The sequence below is a fragment of the Nocardia mexicana NBRC 108244 genome (assembly GCF_001613165.1).
GTDB classification, from domain to species: domain Bacteria; phylum Actinomycetota; class Actinomycetes; order Mycobacteriales; family Mycobacteriaceae; genus Nocardia; species Nocardia mexicana.
The window spans coordinates 1-18,433 of the sequence record NZ_BDBV01000055.1 but is presented as its reverse complement, the minus strand read 5'-3'; the positions used below and the strand labels follow the sequence as shown (position 1 = coordinate 18,433).

General features: G+C 71.9%; 16 protein-coding genes. 6 read left to right on the top strand and 10 right to left on the bottom strand.

Features of this window, described 5'->3' with window-relative positions; translation table 11 throughout:
- Nucleotides 1–332 precede the first annotated feature (332 nt).
- Nucleotides 333–1,448, top strand: coding sequence for a methyltransferase (locus tag NM1_RS22265; RefSeq protein WP_068022976.1), 1,116 nt, complete (start codon nucleotides 333–335; stop codon nucleotides 1,446–1,448).
- A 120-nt stretch (nucleotides 1,449–1,568) separates the two neighbouring features.
- Here NM1_RS22265 and NM1_RS22260 read toward each other — a convergent pair whose 3' ends face one another.
- The 6 genes from NM1_RS22260 to NM1_RS22235 all read right to left on the bottom strand — a co-directional run bounded on the left by NM1_RS22260 (nucleotide 1,569) and on the right by NM1_RS22235 (nucleotide 9,267).
- Entirely contained in the window at nucleotides 1,569–4,535 is a 2,967-nt protein-coding gene (locus tag NM1_RS22260) for a crotonase/enoyl-CoA hydratase family protein (RefSeq protein ID WP_246010656.1), read from the bottom strand.
- A gap of 102 nt (nucleotides 4,536–4,637) precedes the next feature.
- Nucleotides 4,638–5,876, bottom strand: coding sequence for a cysteine--1-D-myo-inosityl 2-amino-2-deoxy-alpha-D-glucopyranoside ligase (mshC, locus tag NM1_RS22255; protein WP_068022971.1), 1,239 nt, complete (start codon nucleotides 5,874–5,876; stop codon nucleotides 4,638–4,640).
- Between the two features lie 173 nt (nucleotides 5,877–6,049).
- Nucleotides 6,050–6,895 (bottom strand): SCO1664 family protein, encoded by an 846-nt coding sequence (locus NM1_RS22250; protein ID WP_068022968.1) that lies wholly within the window; start codon nucleotides 6,893–6,895, stop codon nucleotides 6,050–6,052.
- Between the two features lie 4 nt (nucleotides 6,896–6,899).
- Nucleotides 6,900–7,487, bottom strand: a complete 588-nt coding sequence (locus NM1_RS22245) for a DUF3090 domain-containing protein (RefSeq protein ID WP_068023204.1) — start codon at nucleotides 7,485–7,487, stop codon at nucleotides 6,900–6,902.
- Nucleotides 7,488–7,511: 24 nt separating this feature from the next.
- A complete protein-coding gene (locus NM1_RS22240; RefSeq protein WP_068022966.1) occupies nucleotides 7,512–8,273 on the bottom strand; it encodes a histidine phosphatase family protein in 762 nt (253 codons plus the stop codon).
- Between the two features lie 55 nt (nucleotides 8,274–8,328).
- Entirely contained in the window at nucleotides 8,329–9,267 is a 939-nt protein-coding gene (locus tag NM1_RS22235) for an undecaprenyl-diphosphate phosphatase (protein ID WP_174556906.1), read from the bottom strand.
- 178 nt (nucleotides 9,268–9,445) lie between these two features.
- On the opposite strand from NM1_RS22235, the gene NM1_RS22230 reads away from it, so the two are divergent.
- The 5 genes from NM1_RS22230 to NM1_RS22210 all read left to right on the top strand — a co-directional run bounded on the left by NM1_RS22230 (nucleotide 9,446) and on the right by NM1_RS22210 (nucleotide 14,571).
- A complete protein-coding gene (locus tag NM1_RS22230) occupies nucleotides 9,446–10,408 on the top strand; it encodes an aldo/keto reductase (protein WP_068023193.1) in 963 nt (320 codons plus the stop codon).
- A gap of 59 nt (nucleotides 10,409–10,467) precedes the next feature.
- A complete protein-coding gene (locus NM1_RS22225) occupies nucleotides 10,468–11,529 on the top strand; it encodes a heme/hemin ABC transporter substrate-binding protein (protein WP_068022963.1) in 1,062 nt (353 codons plus the stop codon).
- Complete coding sequence (locus NM1_RS22220; protein ID WP_084519907.1) at nucleotides 11,526–12,665, top strand: FecCD family ABC transporter permease; 1,140 nt, start codon at nucleotides 11,526–11,528, stop codon at nucleotides 12,663–12,665. Before NM1_RS22225 ends, NM1_RS22220 begins: the two co-directional genes overlap by 4 nt.
- A 181-nt stretch (nucleotides 12,666–12,846) precedes the next feature.
- Nucleotides 12,847–13,695: a heme ABC transporter ATP-binding protein gene (locus tag NM1_RS22215; protein ID WP_068022960.1), complete on the top strand. Its 849-nt coding sequence runs from the start codon at nucleotides 12,847–12,849 to the stop codon at nucleotides 13,693–13,695.
- Between the two features lie 363 nt (nucleotides 13,696–14,058).
- A complete protein-coding gene (locus NM1_RS22210) occupies nucleotides 14,059–14,571 on the top strand; it encodes a GNAT family N-acetyltransferase (protein ID WP_068022957.1) in 513 nt (170 codons plus the stop codon).
- 116 nt (nucleotides 14,572–14,687) lie between these two features.
- On the opposite strand, the gene NM1_RS43075 is transcribed toward NM1_RS22210, so the two are convergent.
- The 4 genes from NM1_RS43075 to NM1_RS22195 all read right to left on the bottom strand — a co-directional run bounded on the left by NM1_RS43075 (nucleotide 14,688) and on the right by NM1_RS22195 (nucleotide 18,113).
- On the bottom strand, nucleotides 14,688–14,852 hold the full coding sequence (locus NM1_RS43075; RefSeq protein WP_169814308.1) for a hypothetical protein: 165 nt from the start codon (nucleotides 14,850–14,852) through the stop codon (nucleotides 14,688–14,690).
- Nucleotides 14,853–14,901: 49 nt separating this feature from the next.
- Entirely contained in the window at nucleotides 14,902–16,995 is a 2,094-nt protein-coding gene (locus NM1_RS22205; protein ID WP_068022954.1) for an MMPL family transporter, read from the bottom strand.
- A gap of 8 nt (nucleotides 16,996–17,003) precedes the next feature.
- Nucleotides 17,004–17,537 carry a WKL family lipoprotein gene (locus NM1_RS22200; protein ID WP_084519906.1) on the bottom strand — a complete coding sequence of 178 codons (534 nt, stop codon included), beginning with the start codon at nucleotides 17,535–17,537 and terminating at the stop codon, nucleotides 17,004–17,006.
- A 201-nt stretch (nucleotides 17,538–17,738) separates the two neighbouring features.
- Nucleotides 17,739–18,113, bottom strand: coding sequence for a hypothetical protein (locus tag NM1_RS22195; protein WP_068022949.1), 375 nt, complete (start codon nucleotides 18,111–18,113; stop codon nucleotides 17,739–17,741).
- Nucleotides 18,114–18,433 lie beyond the last annotated feature (320 nt).

Here is an 18,433-nt window from a genome sequence, read left to right as displayed (position 1 = left end):
CACTGTATCGAACCGTGCACCGCCGCAGCCGATCCCGGCCGAGAGGTTCGCGGCCGAATCCCACGAACCGGGCCGGTGTCCGAATCGATGCCGGAGACCGCCGCACACTGAGTTCCCCGCAGGCCCGGGGCTGCAGGCATCGTCCCGAGGGACCGGGGTAGGCTCGAACCTCTCTGGATGAAAGGCACGTCATGACCCTCGGCATGGTCCTGTGGGACCGCTGTCCGCGCTTCGACGCGGGCGCCGCCGCCCGGCGCTGACAGCCGGTCACCGTCCCCCGCTCCTCGAAGCGTTCGCCGCCCCCTTCCGGTCGATCGCGAGGAGATCCCGCCGTGTCCACCATCCACTGGACCGAACAGCACAGCAGTCGTTGCGCCCGTTGGCATTCCGAATCCGGCGCACCCCTACCCGACCGCGTCGTCACCGCCGACGACACGCTGCGCGCCGACACCGCGCTGCGCACCGCCCGCGCCGGCGCCACCCTGCTGTGGCGCGGTGACTACCACAACGGACGGCAACTGCTGTCGGCGATGCGCCGCCGCCTCGAGCGCACCCGCGGCGCCCCGGCTACCGATCCGGCCGAGCAGTTCCGCCGCTACCGTGACGCCCGCGCGCGGCAGGCGCAGGTGCTGTCGCGGCTGGTCGTCGTGCTCGACGAGGATTACGTCCTCGACCTGCGCCGCGCACCGGACGTACGGCAGGCCTGCGCCGCCGCCTACGGTCCCGCGAGCGGGCCGATGGTGGTGTCGCTGACCGAACTGCTCGGCGTCGTCGGCGCGCATCAGTGGCGGGTGCGGGGCGTCGAGGTGCCCGCGCTGGGTGCCCGCATCCACCCGCACTACGGCGTATTCGCGCCCGTGCGTGGCGAATACGTCGACCTGGTCGCGCGGGCGCCGCTGCCGCCGCGTGCCGCGCTCGCCGTCGACCTCGGCACCGGGACCGGAGTACTGGCCGCACTGCTGGCCCGCCGCGGCATCGACCGGGTGGTCGCCACGGATCTGTCCGAGCGCGCCGTGGCCTGCGCGCGCGACAACCTCGACCGGCTGGGGCTGTCCGATCGCGTCGAGGTCCGCCGCGGCGACCTGTTCCCGGACCTGCGCGCGGACCTGATCGTCTGCAATCCGCCGTGGTTGCCCGGCACCGCGGCCTCGTCGCTCGACCACGGTGTCTACGACCCCGGCGGCGCCATGCTGCACGGATACCTCGGCGGCCTCGCCGATCACCTGCGCCCGGGCGGCGAGGGCTGGCTGGTGCTGTCCGACCTCGCCGAACTGCTCGGCCTGCGCCGCGACGGCGACCTCGCATCCGCCATCGAAGCCGCGGGCCTGCGGATCGTCGACCGCCTCGATACGAAACCCCGCCACTCCCGCGCCGCCGACCCGACCGACCCGCTGCACGCCGCCCGCGCCGCGGAAACCGTCAGCCTGTGGCGGCTCGCTCCCCGATGACGCCGACCAGTCATCCGACCACCCGGCAGTACTGCCGAGCCGTCCCGTTCGCCTCGGTGGGCTCGCACCACATCTCGGCGGCGCGATCGGGTTCGCTTGTGCGGCAGGGCGTTCGGTTGGTCAGCGGCCCTTCCAGACCGGGGCGCGTTTCTGGGCGAAGGCCAAGACGCCCTCGGTGGCGTCCTGGGAGGACAGCGCACCCCCGGCGACCTCGCCCTGGCGGGTGAAGGCCTGATCGGTGGGCCAGTCCGGGGATTCGTCGATGATGCGTTTGCTGGCGGCGATGCTCAGCGGGGCGTTCACCGCGATCCGCTGGGCCAGCGCCAGGGCCCCGTCCAACGCGCCGCCGGGTTCGGCGAGCTGATTGACCAGGCCGAGTTCGGCGGCGCGGGCCGCGGTGATCGGGTCGCCGGTCAGCGCGAGTTCCATGGCGAGCGCGCGAGGCAGCCGCTGCGCCAGCCGCAGCACGCCACCGCCGACGGCCACCAGCCCGCGCTTCACCTCCGGGATGCCGAACGTCGAATCCGATGCCGCGACCACCAGATCCGCCGACAGCGCCAGCTCGCAGCCACCGGCCAGCGCCGGGCCCTCCACGGCGGCGATCAGCGGCTTGCGGGGCGGTTTCGCGGTGATCCCGAGCGGTCCGCGACCCTCGGTCATCGGCACCTCGCCGCGCGCGGCGGCCTTGAGATCCATTCCGGCGCTGAAGTATCCGCCCGCGCCGGTGAGGATCGCCACCTGCGCGGCCGGATCGGCGTCGAAGGCGTCCAGGGCGCGCTCGATGCCCAGCGCCGCCGCCAGATTGATGGCGTTGCGGACCTGCGGCCGGTTCACGGTGATGATCGTGATCGGGCCGCGCCGCTCCACCAGCACCGGCGGCGGGGGCGGTGCGGGCAGCTCCGCGCGGTCGCGGCCGTCCACCCGGATCTGCCCGCCGGTCACCGTGACCGGCAGCCCCAGCAGATCCCCGCCGGTGAGCTCGTCGATCAGCTCGGATTGCTTGCTGCGCAGCAGGATTCGCGCGCCGTCCGGCGCGATCAGGCTGACCACCGCGGCCTCCGGCGCCCCGTCGCGGGTGTAGGGGACGGTGTAGGCCTCGATCACCGCCGGCCCGTCGTGGGAGTCGCGGGCGGGGCGCGGCGGCGGATTGTCGATGATCGGGCGCAGGTGCCGGAAGCCCGCCCGCGGCGGTTGCGCGGAGTACACGCCCAGCGCGTGCTTGGTCACGTACCAGCCCAGCGACGTCGACAGGCCGTAGGTTTCGGGTTCGGCCCGCAGCCGCCCGACCAGCGTCGCCACCGCATGTCCGCCGTAGTTGTTGCCGGGCCCGCCGCCGAAGGTCAGGCCGCCGGTCACCGACAGCGGCCGCTTCGGATCGTCGGCGGGCAGACCCAGCTCGCGCGCGGCGATCTGCACCGCCACCGGGAAACAGGCGTACAGGTCGACGTGCGCCAGCTGCTCGACACCGATTCCGGCGTGTTCGAGGGCGGCGGCGCCGAGGGTCCGGATCGCCGGGGAGGCGGCCAGTTCGGTGCGCTCGCTGGTGAACCATTCGTCGTGGCCGGAGGCGCCCGCATGAATGAACACCCATTTGTCCTGCGGGATCCCGGCCGCCGCGGCGGCCGCGGCACTGCACACGACGATGCCGCTGGCCATGTCGACGGTGAGGTTGGCGCATTCGAGCTTGGTGTACGGCGTGGACACCAGGCGGTTGTCCGCCGTCGCCGTGGCGATCTCCTCGGCGCTGAATTCCTGTGGCTGCCAGGCGTATTCGTTCCCGGCCGCGACGGCCGACAGTCGTGACCACAGTTCGGCAACCGCCCGGTCGTGCTCGGCCGGAGTGCGGCCGAGCCGGTGCCGGTTCGCCGACTCCAGCAGGGCGTACATATTGATCGGCGCGATCAGCCCAGCCGCGGTCTCGGGGGGATTGTTGGCGGCTTTGTCGACGCCGACCGTGCGGGTCGGGGCGACCTCGGGCCCCTGCTCCGGCCAGGACACCTCCACCCCGGCGCGCGGCGCGGCGGCCTGCGTGGCCCCGGCCTCGGTGCCGGTGACCAGCACGATCTCGTAGTCGCCGGCGGCGACCGCCGCGGCCGCCTCGTTGATCACCAGTTGTCCGCCGTCGCCGCCGAACGGGCTGGACTGCACCGTGTCCACGCCGCGCGCACCGAGCCGGTCGGCGACCACCGCGCCCAGATCGCGGTACTGCCACGACGTGCACGCCACCGCGAACACCGCGTCCGCATCGCGCAGCAACTGTTCGCCCGCACCGGCGTCGGAGGCCGCGCGCCGCAGCGCCTGCACCGCCAGCCCCGCCGGGTCGCCGTAAGACGGGTCGGGCGTGCGCTGCACCACCTGCCCCACACCCACCAGCACCGGCGTATTCGGATCCAGGTCGACGCCGGAGGCGGTGTGGCGCACCGGTGTGCGGGCCGCACGCGGCCGCACCGGTCCCGCGGCGGCGATCGCGTCGGGCAGTTTCGCCAGCGAATCGCGCATCGCGTCGCCGAGGCTGCGGGCCACCGATCCGCCCAGCGGGCCCTCGATCGGCGGGCCCGCCACACCCGCGTCGAAATACACGGTGGTCTGCGACGCACTGCCGGTCACGGTGATCCAGTAGCCGATCCGCACCTGCTGCGGGGCCTCGCCGCGCAGCTCGAATCCCGAATCGTCGACCGCGGCCACGGTCCACCGGATATCCGCGGGCAGGCCCATGACCAGCGCCTGCTGCGTGAACGTCAATCCCTCCCGGATCGCGCCCGGCGCCTGATCACGCCACCCGGAATGCAGCGTGAACCACTCGCCGAGCCGGTCCAGATCCGACAGGTAGGCGACGACGGTGTCGCGCGGCGCCGCGATCTCCTGCGTGGCGTGCGCGGTCTTGGCGAATTCGGTGAGCCCGGCCGGTGCGAGCCGGTCCTCCGCGGGCGCGGGCCCGGCGGGTACGGCGTCCGCGCGGCCGGTCAGCCCAGCGATCAGCTCGCGGGCGATCCGCGGATCGCGGCGGACCGCGCCGAGCAGGGCGCCACCGGCCCGGATCTGCTTGCGTACCGCACGAATCCGATCGCGCCCAGGCACAGGTGCCACCGTTCAACCTCCTTGTCGAGCCTGAGACCATTAATGACCATTTATCTCGCCGAGTCAAAGGTGGCTGTTCCCGGCGACGGTCGCGGGCCCCGGGCTACCCGCTCAGAGCCGGATGCCGAGCAGCGCGTCCACCGCATCCGACACCAGCGCGGGCGCGGTGCGGTCCGGGCCGCCGTAGGACAGCGCCTGCCGCGCCCAGCTGTCCAGCGCGGCAAGGGCTTTCGGGGTGTCGAGGTCGTCGGCGAGATGCTGGCGCACGCGGGCGAGGGTGTCGTCGGCGGGCGGCGCCGTGGACAGGGCCGTGGCCTGCCGCCAGCGGTCCAGCCGGGCCAGCGCCTCGGCGAGCACCTGATCGTTCCACTCCCGGTCCTGCCGGTAGTGCCCGGCGAACAGGCCCAGCCGGATCGCCCCCGGGTCCACCTGCGCGCGCCGCAGCTTCGACACGAACACCAGATTGCCGCGCGACTTGGACATCTTCTCCCCGTCCAGCGCGATCAGCCCGGCATGCACGTAGTGCCGGGCGAAACGCCGCCCCGCCACCAGCGCCTCGGCATGCGCGGCCGAATACTCGTGATGCGGGTACATCAGATCGCTGCCGCCGCCCTGGATGTCGAATTCGGTACCCAGCCGGTTCAGTGCGATCGCCGCACACTCCACATGCCAGCCGGGGCGGCCCGCACCGAACGGCGCCGGCCACGACGGCTCACCCGGGCGCGCCACCCGCCACAGCAGCGCATCGATCGGGTCCCGCTTGCCCGGCCGCTGCGGATCGCCGCCGCGTTCGGCGAACAACCGGTCCATGGTCGCGCGGTCATACCCCGACTCGTACCCGAACTGCTCGGTCGCGTCGTAGCGGAAATACACGTCCGGGTACTCCGGATCGTCGACCACATACGCCGCGCCCGATGCCAGCAGCTTGTCCACCAGCTCCACGACCTCGCCGACCGACTCGACCGCGCCGATGTAGTCGCGCGGCGGCAGCACCCGCAGCGCCGCCATATCCTCGCGGAACAGGGCGATCTCCCGGCTGCCCAGATCCCGCCAGTCGATCCCGTCCCGGTCGGCGCGCTCGAACAGCGGATCGTCGACATCGGTGACGTTCTGCACGTAGTGCACCTCGTGGCCGCCGTCGCGCAGCACCCGGTTCACCAGATCGAAGGTGAGGTAGGTGGCGGCGTGGCCGAGGTGGGTGGCGTCGTAGGGGGTGATGCCGCAGACATAGAGGGTGGCGGTGGGCCCCGGCGTCACCGGGCGCACCTGCCGGTCGGCGGTGTCGAACAACCGCAACGGCGGTCCGGATCCGGGAACGGCGGGGACGGAGATTTCGGACCAGGACTGCATGATTCGAGAGTAAAGGTGTCATCGACACTCGTCGGCGCCGCCCCCGCGCACCGGTGGCCTGCGACACCCGCACCTACCGTGCACGACCTGCAACGAGGCAGCGAATGCCAAAAGTCAACGGTTGCAATGAGGCAGCGTGTAATCCGGACGCGGGCCCGGGGACGGAACGGGCGTCAGAACGCGGGCCACGGGATGGGGCGGCTGCTGTCGGGCAGCGGCATCACCGGATCGTCCAGCAACCGCCGCGCCCGCGCGCTCAGCGCCTCGATCTCGGCGTCGGTCAGATGTTCTGCCAGATCGGCGCCGAGGTCACCGGGCAGCGCCTTGACGAACGTGCCGATATCGGTGAGCAACTCCTCGGAGACCGGCTCGCCCGCCCACCCCCACAGCACGGTCCGCAACTTCGGCTCGGCGTGCAGGCAGATGCCGTGGTCGACGCCGTACACGCCGCCGTCGCGGCCCTCGAGCGCATGCCCGCCCTTGCGGTCGGCGTTGTTGAGCAGCACATCCAGCACCGCCATGCGCCGCAGCCGCGGATCGTCGGCATGCACCAGCGACACCTCGGCGCCGGTGCCGTCGACCGCGCGCAGGATCTCGCGGAATCCGTCGGGCACCTCACCGACGGTCACCAGATCCACCAGGTCCAGCCGGTCGGGGCGGTCGGTGTGATGGTCGACCGACTCCACCCAGCGCTGCACCATGCCCGGACCGAACGGGCCGTCGCGCAGGATCGTCTCCGGAATCACCCCCCAGCCCAGCGCCTGCGACACCCGGAACGACGCCACCTCCCGGCCCGCCAGCGTGCCGTCCGGGAAATCCCACAGCGGCCGCTCCCCGCGCACCGGCTTGTACACCACGCGCACCGAGGCATCGGCTGCCTCGCTGCCATCGGTGCGGACACTGCCGTCCGCGGCGATCTCGCACACCAGGGTCACATTGCTGGCCGTGCTGATCCGCCCGACCACCGACAGCTCACCGCCGTGGAACCCGTCGGTACCGCTGCCGTCGGGACTGCTCACCGGATCATTCCTCTTCCAGATCGGCCGCGCCGAAGATGTCGCCGCGCTTGTAGCCGTTGGTCCGCACGCACATATGCCCCTTCTCCGACAGCGGTTCCCCGCACAGCGGGCACGGCGGGCGGCCCGCCGCGATCACCTTCGTGGACCGCAGCGCGAACTCGCGGGCCTGCGACGGGGTCAGGAACACCCGCACCGCGTCCGGCCCCTCCTCGGTGTCGTCGAGCACCACCGATTCGTCGACCTCGGTCTCGGTGATCGCCAGCAACTCCACCACCACCGCGCCCGCGTCGGCGTCCCAGCCCAGACCCATTGTGCCCACCCGGAACTCGGCGTCGAGGGGCATCTGGAGCGGGTCGGTGTCGTTGACCTCCGCCGCCTGCGGAGGCACCTCGGCGCCGAACCGGCGCGCCACCTCGTCCAGCAGCAACCCCATCCGGTCGGCGAGCACCTTCACCTGCTGCTTCTCCAGCAGCACGCTCACCACCCGGGGCTCCTCCACGGCCTGCAGGTAGAAGGCCCGATCGCCCGGTTCACCGACGGTCCCCGCCACGAAACGATCGGGGGTGCGAAACACATGGATTGCTCGGGCCACCTGCACCTCCTGAAACCGACTGCATTACTCACTACGGGAATCGGGCTGTCCCGTATTCCCATTATCCGTACCCGCGGCGGATGTGCCGGTCGGCGCGGCGGGCGTGATCTCGCCGCCGGGCACCGGACCGGCTCGATCACCCGATCGTTGCTCAGCGGTTGCCGCCAGCGCGGACAGATCGGCGCCCGTGTCGTTTACCCGCCAGACGTGCGGGGCGGTCGGGGCGTACCGCACCACGCTGATCGACGCCGGTTCCACCATGATGCGCTGGAACCCGTCGAGATGGATCCCGAACGCATCGGCGAGCACCGACTTGATCACGTCGCCGTGCGTGCACGCCACCCACAGCACGTCGCGCCCGTGCCGCTCGGCCAGGGCGCGGTCGTGGTCGCGGACGGCGGCCACGGCACGATACTGCACCTGCGCCAGACCTTCCCCGGCAGGGAACACCGCACCGGAGGCGTGGCGCTGCACCACCTTCCACAGCGGCTCGGTCACCAGCTCCGACAGCTTGCGCCCGGTCCACTCGCCGTAATCGACCTCGAGCAGCCGCGGTTCGGGCTCGGGTTCGAGACCGAGCTTGTCGGCCAGCGGCGCCACCGTGCGCGTGCAGCGCAGCAGCGGCGAATGCACGATGTGCTCGATCGGCAAGGGCGCCAACCGTTCCGCGACCAGCCGCGCCTGCTCCCGGCCGCGGTCGGTGAGATCGACGCCCGGACTGCGCCCGGCCAGGGTCGCGGCGGTGTTGGAGGTCGACACCCCGTGCCGCAACAGGATCACCGTCATGTAATCCACCCTAGTCGGGGGCGCGGGGCGGCCGTGGACGCGCGGGGCGTCACGCTCACGTCGCCGAGACCACGCCGCCGGCGAGCAGGCCCAGCATCAGCAGGCCCAGCACGATCCGGTAGCCGACGAACCAGTCCAGCGAATGCCGTGCCACGAACCGCAGCAGCCACGCCACCGACGCGTACCCGAGCACGAACGACACCACCGTCGCCACCAGCAGCTGCGGGCCCGACGCATTGAGCCCCTCACCCGCCGGTTCGAACGCGTCGGGCAGGCTGAACAACCCCGACGCCACCACCGCGGGAATCGCGAGCAGGAACGAAAACCGCACGGCCGCTTCGCGAGTCAGGCCGATGAACAGACCCGCCGACGAGGTCGCACCGGACCGCGACACACCCGGGATCAGCGCCAGGCACTGGGCGAAACCCATGATCAGACCGTCGCGGGTGGTGAGCTGCTCGATCGGGCGCTGCTTGCGGCCGTAGTACTCGGCCGCGGCGATGACCAGCGCGAACACGATCAGCATCGTCGACACCAGCCACAGATTGCGGGCGCCGGTGCGCACCGCGTCCTTGAACAGGAACCCGAGCAGCCCGATCGGGATGGTGGCGATGATCACATACCAGCCGATCCGGTAGTCGAGCTCGCGCTGGGAATCCGGATCGAGCGCGCCCGGATCGCCGGTGTACACCGGCAGCTGCGTGGTGACCTGCTCGCTGATCGGGACCGGCTGCCGCGACGACGCGGTGAGCTTCAGGTACACGGTCGTGAACCAGGCCTGCAGGATGCGCCAGATGTCCTTGGCGAAATACACCACCACCGCGGCCTCGGTGCCCAGCTGCGTCACCGCCGTGAACGACGCACCGGCGTCGTCGCCGAAGAACACCCCCGACACGATGCGTAGATGCGCCGACGAGGAGATCGGCAGGAACTCCGTCAGCCCCTGCACCGCACCCAGTATCAGCGCCTGCATCCACGTCATCGACGCGCCCACTACACCTCCCGAAGTCGTCCGGATCCAGACGTTGCCGATTGCTGCCGCCAGGCCCCGATTTCCGGGGGCGGCCCGGTCCGGCAGCGACCCTACCGGTCGCGGCGCACCGGGTCATACCCACGCTCGAACGGCTTGTGGCCCTAGGCTCTTGCAGTGTGACGGAAGTGTGGGCACGGTGATGGAACAGCGGGCGGTGGGGCGCAGCGGCCTGCGGGTCTCTCGAATGGGTCTGGCCACCCACACCTGGAGCAGGGAGACCGACGCCGACGAGGCGGCGGCACAGCTGGTGGCGTTCGTGGAGGCCGGCGGCACCCTCGTCGACACCTCGCCCGCCTACCAGGGCGGCGCCGCGCAGCGGGTGCTCGGCGGCCTCGTCGACGAGCTGGTCCCGCGCGGCGATCTCGTGATCAGCGGATGCGCGGGGCTGGCGGCCGTGCCGGGGGTGACCGATCCGGCGGGCGCACCGTCCACGGAGATCCGCTGGACCGTCGACGCCTCCCGGCGCACACTGATGCGCCAGCTCGACCGGACCCTCGCCGAACTGGGCACCGACTACCTCGACATCTGGAGCGTGGCGGCCTGGGATCCGCAGACCCCGCTCGAGGAGATCGCCACCACCGTCGACTACGCGGTCCGGTCCGGGCGCGTGCGCTACGCCGGGGTGCGCGGGCTCAACGCCTGGCAGCTGGCGACCTTGGCGTCCGCGGCGCCGATCACCGCCGCGCAGCTCCCGTACTCGCTGCTGGCGCGCGGGCCGGAACGTGACCTGGTGCCCGCCGCCGACCATCACGGCGTCGGCCTGATCGCGGTGTCGCCGCTGGCCGGGGGCATTCTCACCGGCAAGTACCGCGACGGGGTCCCGGCCGATTCCCGCGGCGCCGACGAGGACACCGCCGCCGAGATCCGCGACCGGCTCGACGATCACGCCGACCGGGTGGTCGACGCCCTGGTCACCGCCGCCGACGGACTGGGCACCTCCCCGCTGTCGGTGGCCCTGGCCTGGATCCGCGACCGGCCGGGGGTCGCCGGCATGATCGTCGGGGCGCGCGACATGGGCCAGCTCACGGGGGTGCTGGCGGCGGAGACGCTGGAGTTGCCGCGGGCTATCGCCGCTGCGCTGGATGACGTCAGCAGCATCTGAGGCGGCGGCTCGGGGTGGTCGGGTGTGGGGCGATTACGGGACCTCTTAGGCTTGCCTATATGAGCCGACTCGTCCCTGTCCGATCGGTCCGTGCCGCATCCAGCCGGTCGGCGGGCCGGGTTCTGCTGGCCGTGCTGGCGGTGGCGCTGGCCTGCGGTGTCACCGCCTGTGAATCACCCAGCGGGGCGGGCGGATCCGGGCAGCAGGGCCCCGCGACCGCCACCCTGGCCGATCTGAATCCGGTACCCGTCGGGCCCGCGCCCGCCCCCGCGCTGCCCGCGACCGTGCGGTCCTTCGACGGCAGCGACGTGACCGTCACCGATGCCTCGCGGATCATCGCGGTCGACCGGTCCGGCAGTCTCGCGCAGACCGTGTGGGCGCTGGGACTGGGCGCGAATCTGGTGGGGCGCTCCACCTCCGCCGCGTTCCCGGCCGTGCAGCACGTGCCCAACGTCGCCGGCGGCAACGGCAGCATCAATGTGGAAGCCGTTGCGGCGCAACGGCCCACGGTATTCCTCACCGATACCGTCAGCGCCACCCCGGCGATGCGTGACCAGCTGAAGGCGCTGGGGATCACGGCGGTCTACTTCGATCCGCAGCGCAGCATCGAGGGCGTCGTCCCGCAGATCGAGGCCGTGGCCGCCGCGCTCGGCGTCCCCGAACAGGGACGTCAACTGGCCCGGCGCACCGGCGACGAGATCGCCGCCGCCACCGCCGCGGTACCGAAGCAGGACCCGAAGCTGCGGATGGCGCTGCTGTACCTGCGCAGCAGCGCGATCACCTTCATGGCCGGACCCGGCTCCGGCGCGGAGTCGCTGATCACCGCCCTCGGCGGCACCGACGCGGGCACCACGTCCGGGCTGACCGAACAGTTCACCGCCATCACCAGCGAAGGCATGATCACCGCCTCCCCCGACGTCTTCCTGGTCATGACCGACGGCCTCGAGTCCCTCGGTGGCGTCGACGGCCTCGAGAAGATCCCGGGCGTCGCCCAGACCCCCGCGGGCCGCAACAAGCGCGTCGTCGATATCTCCGACTCGGCCCTGCTCAGCTTCGGCCCCAACACCGGCCAGGTCATCTCGGCCCTCGCCAAGGCGATCTACGGCCAGCCCACCGCATGACCGACCCGAAACCCGATACCCCGCAGCTGAATTCGAGCGCGCCCGGATCCGGCACCGGCGCTGCCGCACCCGAGCCGACGCCCGCCGGACCCGCCACGCGGCGGTGGTCGCGGATCTCGATCGTGTTCGCCGTGTCGATCGCGCTGCTGGTGCTGCTGGCCATGTATTCGGCGGCGGTGGGGCAGGTGCCGACCACGCCGCTCGAGGTGCTGGGCAGCGTGCTGCACAAGATCGGGCTGGACTGGGGGCCGATGCCGAAACACCCCGCCGGGCAGGTGACGCTGTGGGAGGTGCGGTTCCCGCGGGTGGTGCTGGCGATCCTGGTGGGGGCGGCGCTGGCCACCGCGGGCGCGCTGCTGCAGGGCGTCTTCGCCAATCCGCTCGCCGAACCCGGCGTGATCGGGGTGTCGGCGGGGGCGGCGGTCGGCGCGGGCGTGGTCATCGTGGTGGGCGGTTCGTTCGTGGCGGTGTGGTCGGTGGCCGCGGGCGCGTTCGTCGCCGGGCTCGGCACGACACTGCTGGTGTACCTGCTGTCGCGGTCGGGCGGGCGCACCGAGACGGTGACCCTCGTGCTGACGGGTGTGGCGGTCAACGCCTTCGCCGGTGGGCTGATGGCCTTCCTGCTGTTCGTCGCGTCCCCGGCGGCGCGCGATCAGATCGTGTTCTGGCAGCTGGGCAGCCTCAACGGCGCCACCTGGCAGGCGGTGGGGCTGGTGGCGCCGCTGACCGCGATCGGTGTGGCCGCGGCCGTCGTGCTGGCGCCGCGGCTGGACCTGCTGGCCCTCGGCGAATCGGCGGCGCGGCACCTGGGTGTGGACGTGGAACGGTTGCGGCGCAACGTGATCGTGATCGTCGCGATCCTGGCGACCGCGGGCGTCGCGTTCACCGGCATCATCATGTTCGTCGGGCTCATCGTGCCGCACGTGGTGCGGATGCTGGTCGGCCCCGCCCACCGCGTGCTGATCCCGCTGTCGGCCATCCTCGGCGCCGTCGTGCTGCTGGCCGCCGACGTCGGCGCCCGCACCCTCGTCGCCAACGCCGACCTGCCGCTGGGCATGCTCACCTCCCTGGTCGGCGGCCCGTTCTTCTTCTGGCTGCTGCGCCGCACCCGCGCCCGCGCGGGAGGCTGGGCATGAGCGCAACGCGGCAGCGCAGGGGTGCCGAGCGCGCTGACGTCCTCGGACAGCGCCGCGAGAACGGTCGCGGCCGGGCGCGACAGGCGAGTGTCACCGCGCAGTCCGCCGGTTCGCGCGGGCGGCGCGCCGGGACTCGTGGCGGTACGGGTGTGGTCTCGGGCGTTCGGGCGGGAGGTCGTTGATGGCGGGCGTATTGCGTGGTGTGGCACAGGCTTTCACTCGATCGCACGGTGTTCCGGAACGGCCCGCGCCGGGGACGGTGACCCTGTCCGCGCGACAGGTCAGCGTCGACCGCGGGGCCGGGCGGCGGGTGCTCGATCATGTGGACCTCGATGTCGTGGCCGGGCAGATTCTGGCGCTGGTCGGGCCGAACGGCGCCGGGAAGTCGACGCTGCTGGCCGCGCTGTCGGGGGAACTGGACCTGGCCACGGGCACCGTCGAACTCGCCGGGCAGCCGATCGGGCACTGGGCGCCGGTCGATATGGCGCGCCGCCGCGCCGTGCTGCCGCAGAACCACACCGTCGGATTCCCGTTCACCGCGCGCGAGGTCGTCACCATGGGCCGGTCGCCCTGGGCGCGTACCGCCCGTCAGGACGACGACGAGGCCGCGGTCGCCGCGGCCATGGCCGCCACCGACACCGAACACCTTGCCGCACGGCCGTTTCCGGCGTTGTCGGGTGGTGAGCGCGCCCGCGTCGCCCTCGCCCGCGTCCTCGCCCAGGACACCCCCACCCTGCTGCTGGACGAACCCACCGCGGCATTGGACCTGGGCCACCAGGAACAGGTGCTGCGACTGGCCCGCGCCCGCGCCGGGGACGGGGCGGCGGTCGTGGTGGTGCTGCACGACCTCGGCATCGCCGCCGCCTACGCCGACCGCGTGGCCGTCCTCGACGGCGGCCGCCTCGCCGCCGCCGGACCACCCCGCGACATCCTCACCACCGACCTGCTCTCGCAGGTCTACCAGCACCCCGTCGAGGTCTTCGACCATCCCCGCACCGGCGCCCAACTGGTACTCCCGGTCCGCGGCTGACCGGACCTGCGCGGCACCCGCAACCGCGAACCGAGGGAAGGCGCTGTGCTCCAAAGCATTCGGCGGCGAGACCGGAGCCCGGTCGGCGGTTCGGTGCACCCCGGCCGCGGCGGGAGCCGACTCGCGCGCAGCGGGTTGGCCGGTAATTCGCTGGCGACGTAGTGGGGCGGTCGGCTAAGCTGGCGGCGTTCGTGTTCCCGGAGAGATCGGATGAGGAGGTGGGGTTGATGACCGCGCTCGTGGCCGTTGCCGCGCGTCGTCGGGTCTCCCCCGCCGTGGCATCGGCCTGACCGATTCCGGTCCGCTCGGGCGAATTCTCCTCGCCGAGCGGTTGTTTCGAACACGAAAGGGTTCTCACCCGCAATGCATTCCCCTAATTCCTGGATCACCCGCGTCGAGACGCAGGCCGACGCGCGCGCGGTCCGCGACATCACCCGAGCGGCGTTCGAGCGCGACGAGGAGGCCGATCTCGTGGACGCCCTGCGCGGCGATCCGGCGTGGATCGACGGCCTGTCCTGGGTGGTCACCGGGCCCGACGGCGAACCGGTCGGCCACACGCTGCTGACCCGCTGCCATATCGGCGACACCCCCGCGCTGTGCCTGGCACCGGTCTCGGTCGCGCCGGACCAGCAGCGGACCGGCGCCGGCACGGCGGTCGTGCACGCGGCACTGCGGGCGGCCCGCGAGCACGGTGAGCACTACGTCACCGTGATGGGACATCCGGAGTACTACCCCCGGTTCGGGTTCACCCGCGCCTCGCTGCACGGCATCGGTGTCACCGTCGAGGTGCCCGACGACGCCCTGATGGCGCTGTCGCTGGACGAGCGCCCGCTGCCCGCCGGAACCCTCCGGTACGCGGCGCCGTTCGGCATCTGATGCCGCCGCCGGGCGCCCGGCGGTAGCGACAAGAAACTCCGGGCGGGGCACCCAGTGCCCCGCCCGGAGTCGAAGTCGTCGTGGAAAAGTGTTGTCGCGCCGCCGATTTTGGCGATCTACTGGTCCGGCTGCTCGTCCTCGTCCTCATCGGCGCGCGCGTGATCGGGAACGCCGGGGTTCGGATCCCGGGTGAGATCGATCAGCGGATGCACGCCGGCGCCCTCCGGCGCCGCATGTTTGCCCTGGCTCGTCGTCTGCTGCGTTTCCCCGTCGTTGGTCACGCCCCGCATGTTAACGGAGCCTGATGCTCCGGTTGCAAACGCCACGCGTTCACCGCCACACCAGCTTGAGCACCGCGGGCGTCAGCAGCATCCGAATCACGGTGGCGTCCAGCACCAATGCCGCGATCATCCCGTAGGCGATGTACTTCATCAGCACCAGATCGGAGAAGCCGAACGCACCGGTCACCACGATGAGGATCGCGGCGGCGGAGGTGATCACGCCGCCGGTGTGCGCGATGCCGTAGCGGATGGCCTCCGCGGGCGGCGCACCGGCGGCGCGGGCCTCGGCCATCCGCGACTGCAGGAACACCTCGTAGTCGGTGGACAGCCCGAACAGCACCGTCACGATCAGCACCAGCACCGCGAACATCAGCGGCCCGGGCGTGAACCGGAACAGCCCGGCGCCGTGCCCCTCGACGAAGATCCAGGTGAGGATCCCGAGGGTGGCGCCGAGGCTGAGCGCGCTCATCACCACCGCCTTCACCGCCAGCACCAGCGACCGGAACGCCACGTACATCAGCGCGATCGCGGCCAGCACCAGAATCCCCGCCAGCAGCGGCAGCCCGTCGATGAGCCCGCGGATGGCATCGCGTTCCAGCGCGGGCACGCCCGCCACCATCACCTGCACACCCGGCGGCTCCGGGATGGCGCGCAGCGCATCGATCGCGGTGTCGGCGTCGCGCTCGTCGACCAGCCCGGTCGACAGCACGTTCACCCCGCCCGTGGTCGGCGCCGACGCCTCGAACGGACCGGTGAGCCCCGGCACGAAATTGGCCTCGAAGCGGATATCGGACAGCTGCTGCGGGTTCGCGCCCACCACCACCAGCTTCAGCGGTTCGGTGCGGAACTCGGGGAACAGCGCGTCGAACTGCTCCTGCGCCACCCGCGCCGGATTGTCCGCGGCCAGGTAGCGTTCGCTCAGACCGCCGAATTCGATGTGGCGGAACGGAATCAGCAGCGCCAGCAGGCCCAGCACCACCGGTACGATCACCCGCGCCGGGCGGCGCATCGCGAACTGCGCGAGCCGGGAGAAGAACCCGCGGTCGATCTGCTCGGCGGTGCGGATGCTCGCGAACCGGCCCCACCCCCACAGGTCGATTCTGCGGCCCACGATGCTCAGCGCCGCGGGCAGCGCCGTCACCGACAGCAGCGCGGCCAACAGCACCGCGCTGATGCCGCCGTAGGGCACCGACCGCAGCACCCCGTTGGGGTAGATGAACAGCGCGCCCAGGCTCACCGCGATGATCGCCGCGGAGAACAGCACCGTGCGCCCGGCGGTGGCCACCGTGCGCGCGGTGGCGTCCTCCACGCTGCGCCCCGCCGCCAGCTCCTCCCGGAACCGGGTCACCGCGAACAGCCCGTAGTCGATCGCCAGGCCCAGCGCGACCAGCGTCACCACCGCGCTGGCGAACACGTTGACCTCGATGTAGTCGGTCAGCAGCCGCATCATGCCCTGCGTGCCCAGGATCGTCATGCCGCCGATCAGCACCGGCAGCAGCGCCCCCACCACGCCGCCGAAGACGAAGTACAGCAGCACCGCCACGATCGGCAGCGCGATCAGCTCGGCGCGCTGAATATCGTGCTGCATGCCGATATTGATGCCTTCCACCACCGGTTGCAGCCCGGCCAGCTGCACCGACGTGCCGCCCGGCCCGCGCCCCGGCGCGTCCGCGCCCAGGTCGTCCTTGATGGCGAGGTAGTTGTTGACCGAATCGGTGTCCTCGCCGCGCAGGCCGATACTGGCGAAGGCGTGAGTGCGCGAGGCGTCGGCGAACTGGCCCATCATCGGGCCGTCGAAATAGCTGTCGACCTTCTGCACGCGGTCGGGGTACTTCGCCCGCAGCTGCGCCAGCGCCGCGGTCACCGCGTCGCGCACCGGCGGATCGTCGACCGTGCTGCCGGGCGGTGCGGTGTAGAGGACGATGACATCGGCGTCGCGGTCGCGCCCGAAGGTCTCGTCGGCCACCTTGGACGCCACCACCGACTCGCTGTGCTCGTCGAACCAGCCGCCCTGGGTCAGCCGCGGCCCCAGATCGTGGCCGTAGAAGCCCGACAGCGCGACGATCCCGACGAAGATCGCGAGCACCAGGTACCGGTGGCGGTGCACGAACCGGCCCCACCGCAGCGAATGCTCCTGCACCATACGGGGATTCAGCCGCAGGCCGGGGTCTTGTAGTCGGCCGAGCGCAGGATCCCGCACAGGTCGGCGCGCGAGATCTTCCAGGTGCCGCCGATATCGACGAAGTGCACGATCGTGGTGCGCACGTTGGTGCCGGTGCCGTCCTTGTCCAGGCGCATGGTGGCGGTGAGGGTGCCGTCGCGGTTGTCGAACACCGGATCGGTGACGCCGTAGACGGCGCGCGGGTTGTCCTGCAGAGCCCGGTACATATCGGGGATGGCGTCCTTGAACGCCTCCCCGTCCTCGATCAGGCCGGTGCGGTCGCTGTCGGGCAGCGCCGGATCCAGGGCGCGTTTGATCTGCGCGTCGAGTTCGGCGGCGGTCGGGAGCGGCGGGCGGTTGGCGCTGCTGACCGCGGCGGCCTGCGACGAGGACGACATCGCGGCGTACGCCGACGAGCGCGCCGCGGACACCGAATCCTCGTCCGGGCCACTGCTGCACGCCCCCGCCAGCACGGCCAGCGCCGCCAGCGGCCCCGCGATGCGGGCCGATCCTCGCAATGCCATGTGCATCCTCACCCGTCGTCGGAAGTAACCGGTAATTCTCCTACAGTCTGTCATGTGTGACGCCGGGCACCGCGCTGGCGCGCGCGGTCACCGGAAGCCCGTGCGGCGCAACGGCTTACCTGCCGTCGACGACGGGGCGACATCGGGCGCGCGGGCCTGCCCCCGGCGGGTCGAGCGGGACACCGGTGCGCTCGGCCGGTCTCAGCGCCCTTCGATCACCGAGCTGATCCGGCCGAGCAGCGCGCGCACGATCGTGGTCTCACGCCCCGCATCCGCGGCGGGACCGTCGGCCGGGGTCGCGGCCGCGATCAGGTCGCGCACCGTCGCGGTCACGCTGCGCTCGTCGTCGAGATCGATATCGGTGACGCGGGCCTCGGCGACGGCGACAACGTCCTCCGGGCCGGGCACGGCGGTGCCGGTGGCGTCGATATCGGCGCGGTAGATCTCGAGGGTGAGCATGGAGCGCACGGTGCGGAAGGCGAACGACCGTCCGTCGCCGGTGGCGCCGAACCCGTGGGCGAACGGACCAACGGTAATGTCTTCGACGATGAATTCAGACGTATGGTCTGTTTTCAACCGGGACTCCCTGTATCGGCTGCGGTTCGATATCAACGGTAACCCCCGGGACCGACAAGGTGGGGAGCGCCGATCCGCCGTGTCCCGGACCGCCGCGATCGGCGAACCACGGTGTGGCCGAACGCGACGCGGCCGGGATGCCGGAACTACCCCGGCGCACGGCCCCGGTCCGCGACCATGGTCAGATGAAGAGGTACGCATGAGTCGTCGGCGGTAGTGAGGAGTTCGGTGCATGCACGGTCGCACGCGGAGGGCGCGACGGGCCGCGGCGGGGCGACGGGGGTGGCCCGCGGCCCTCGCCGCGGCCGCCGCGCTGGCAC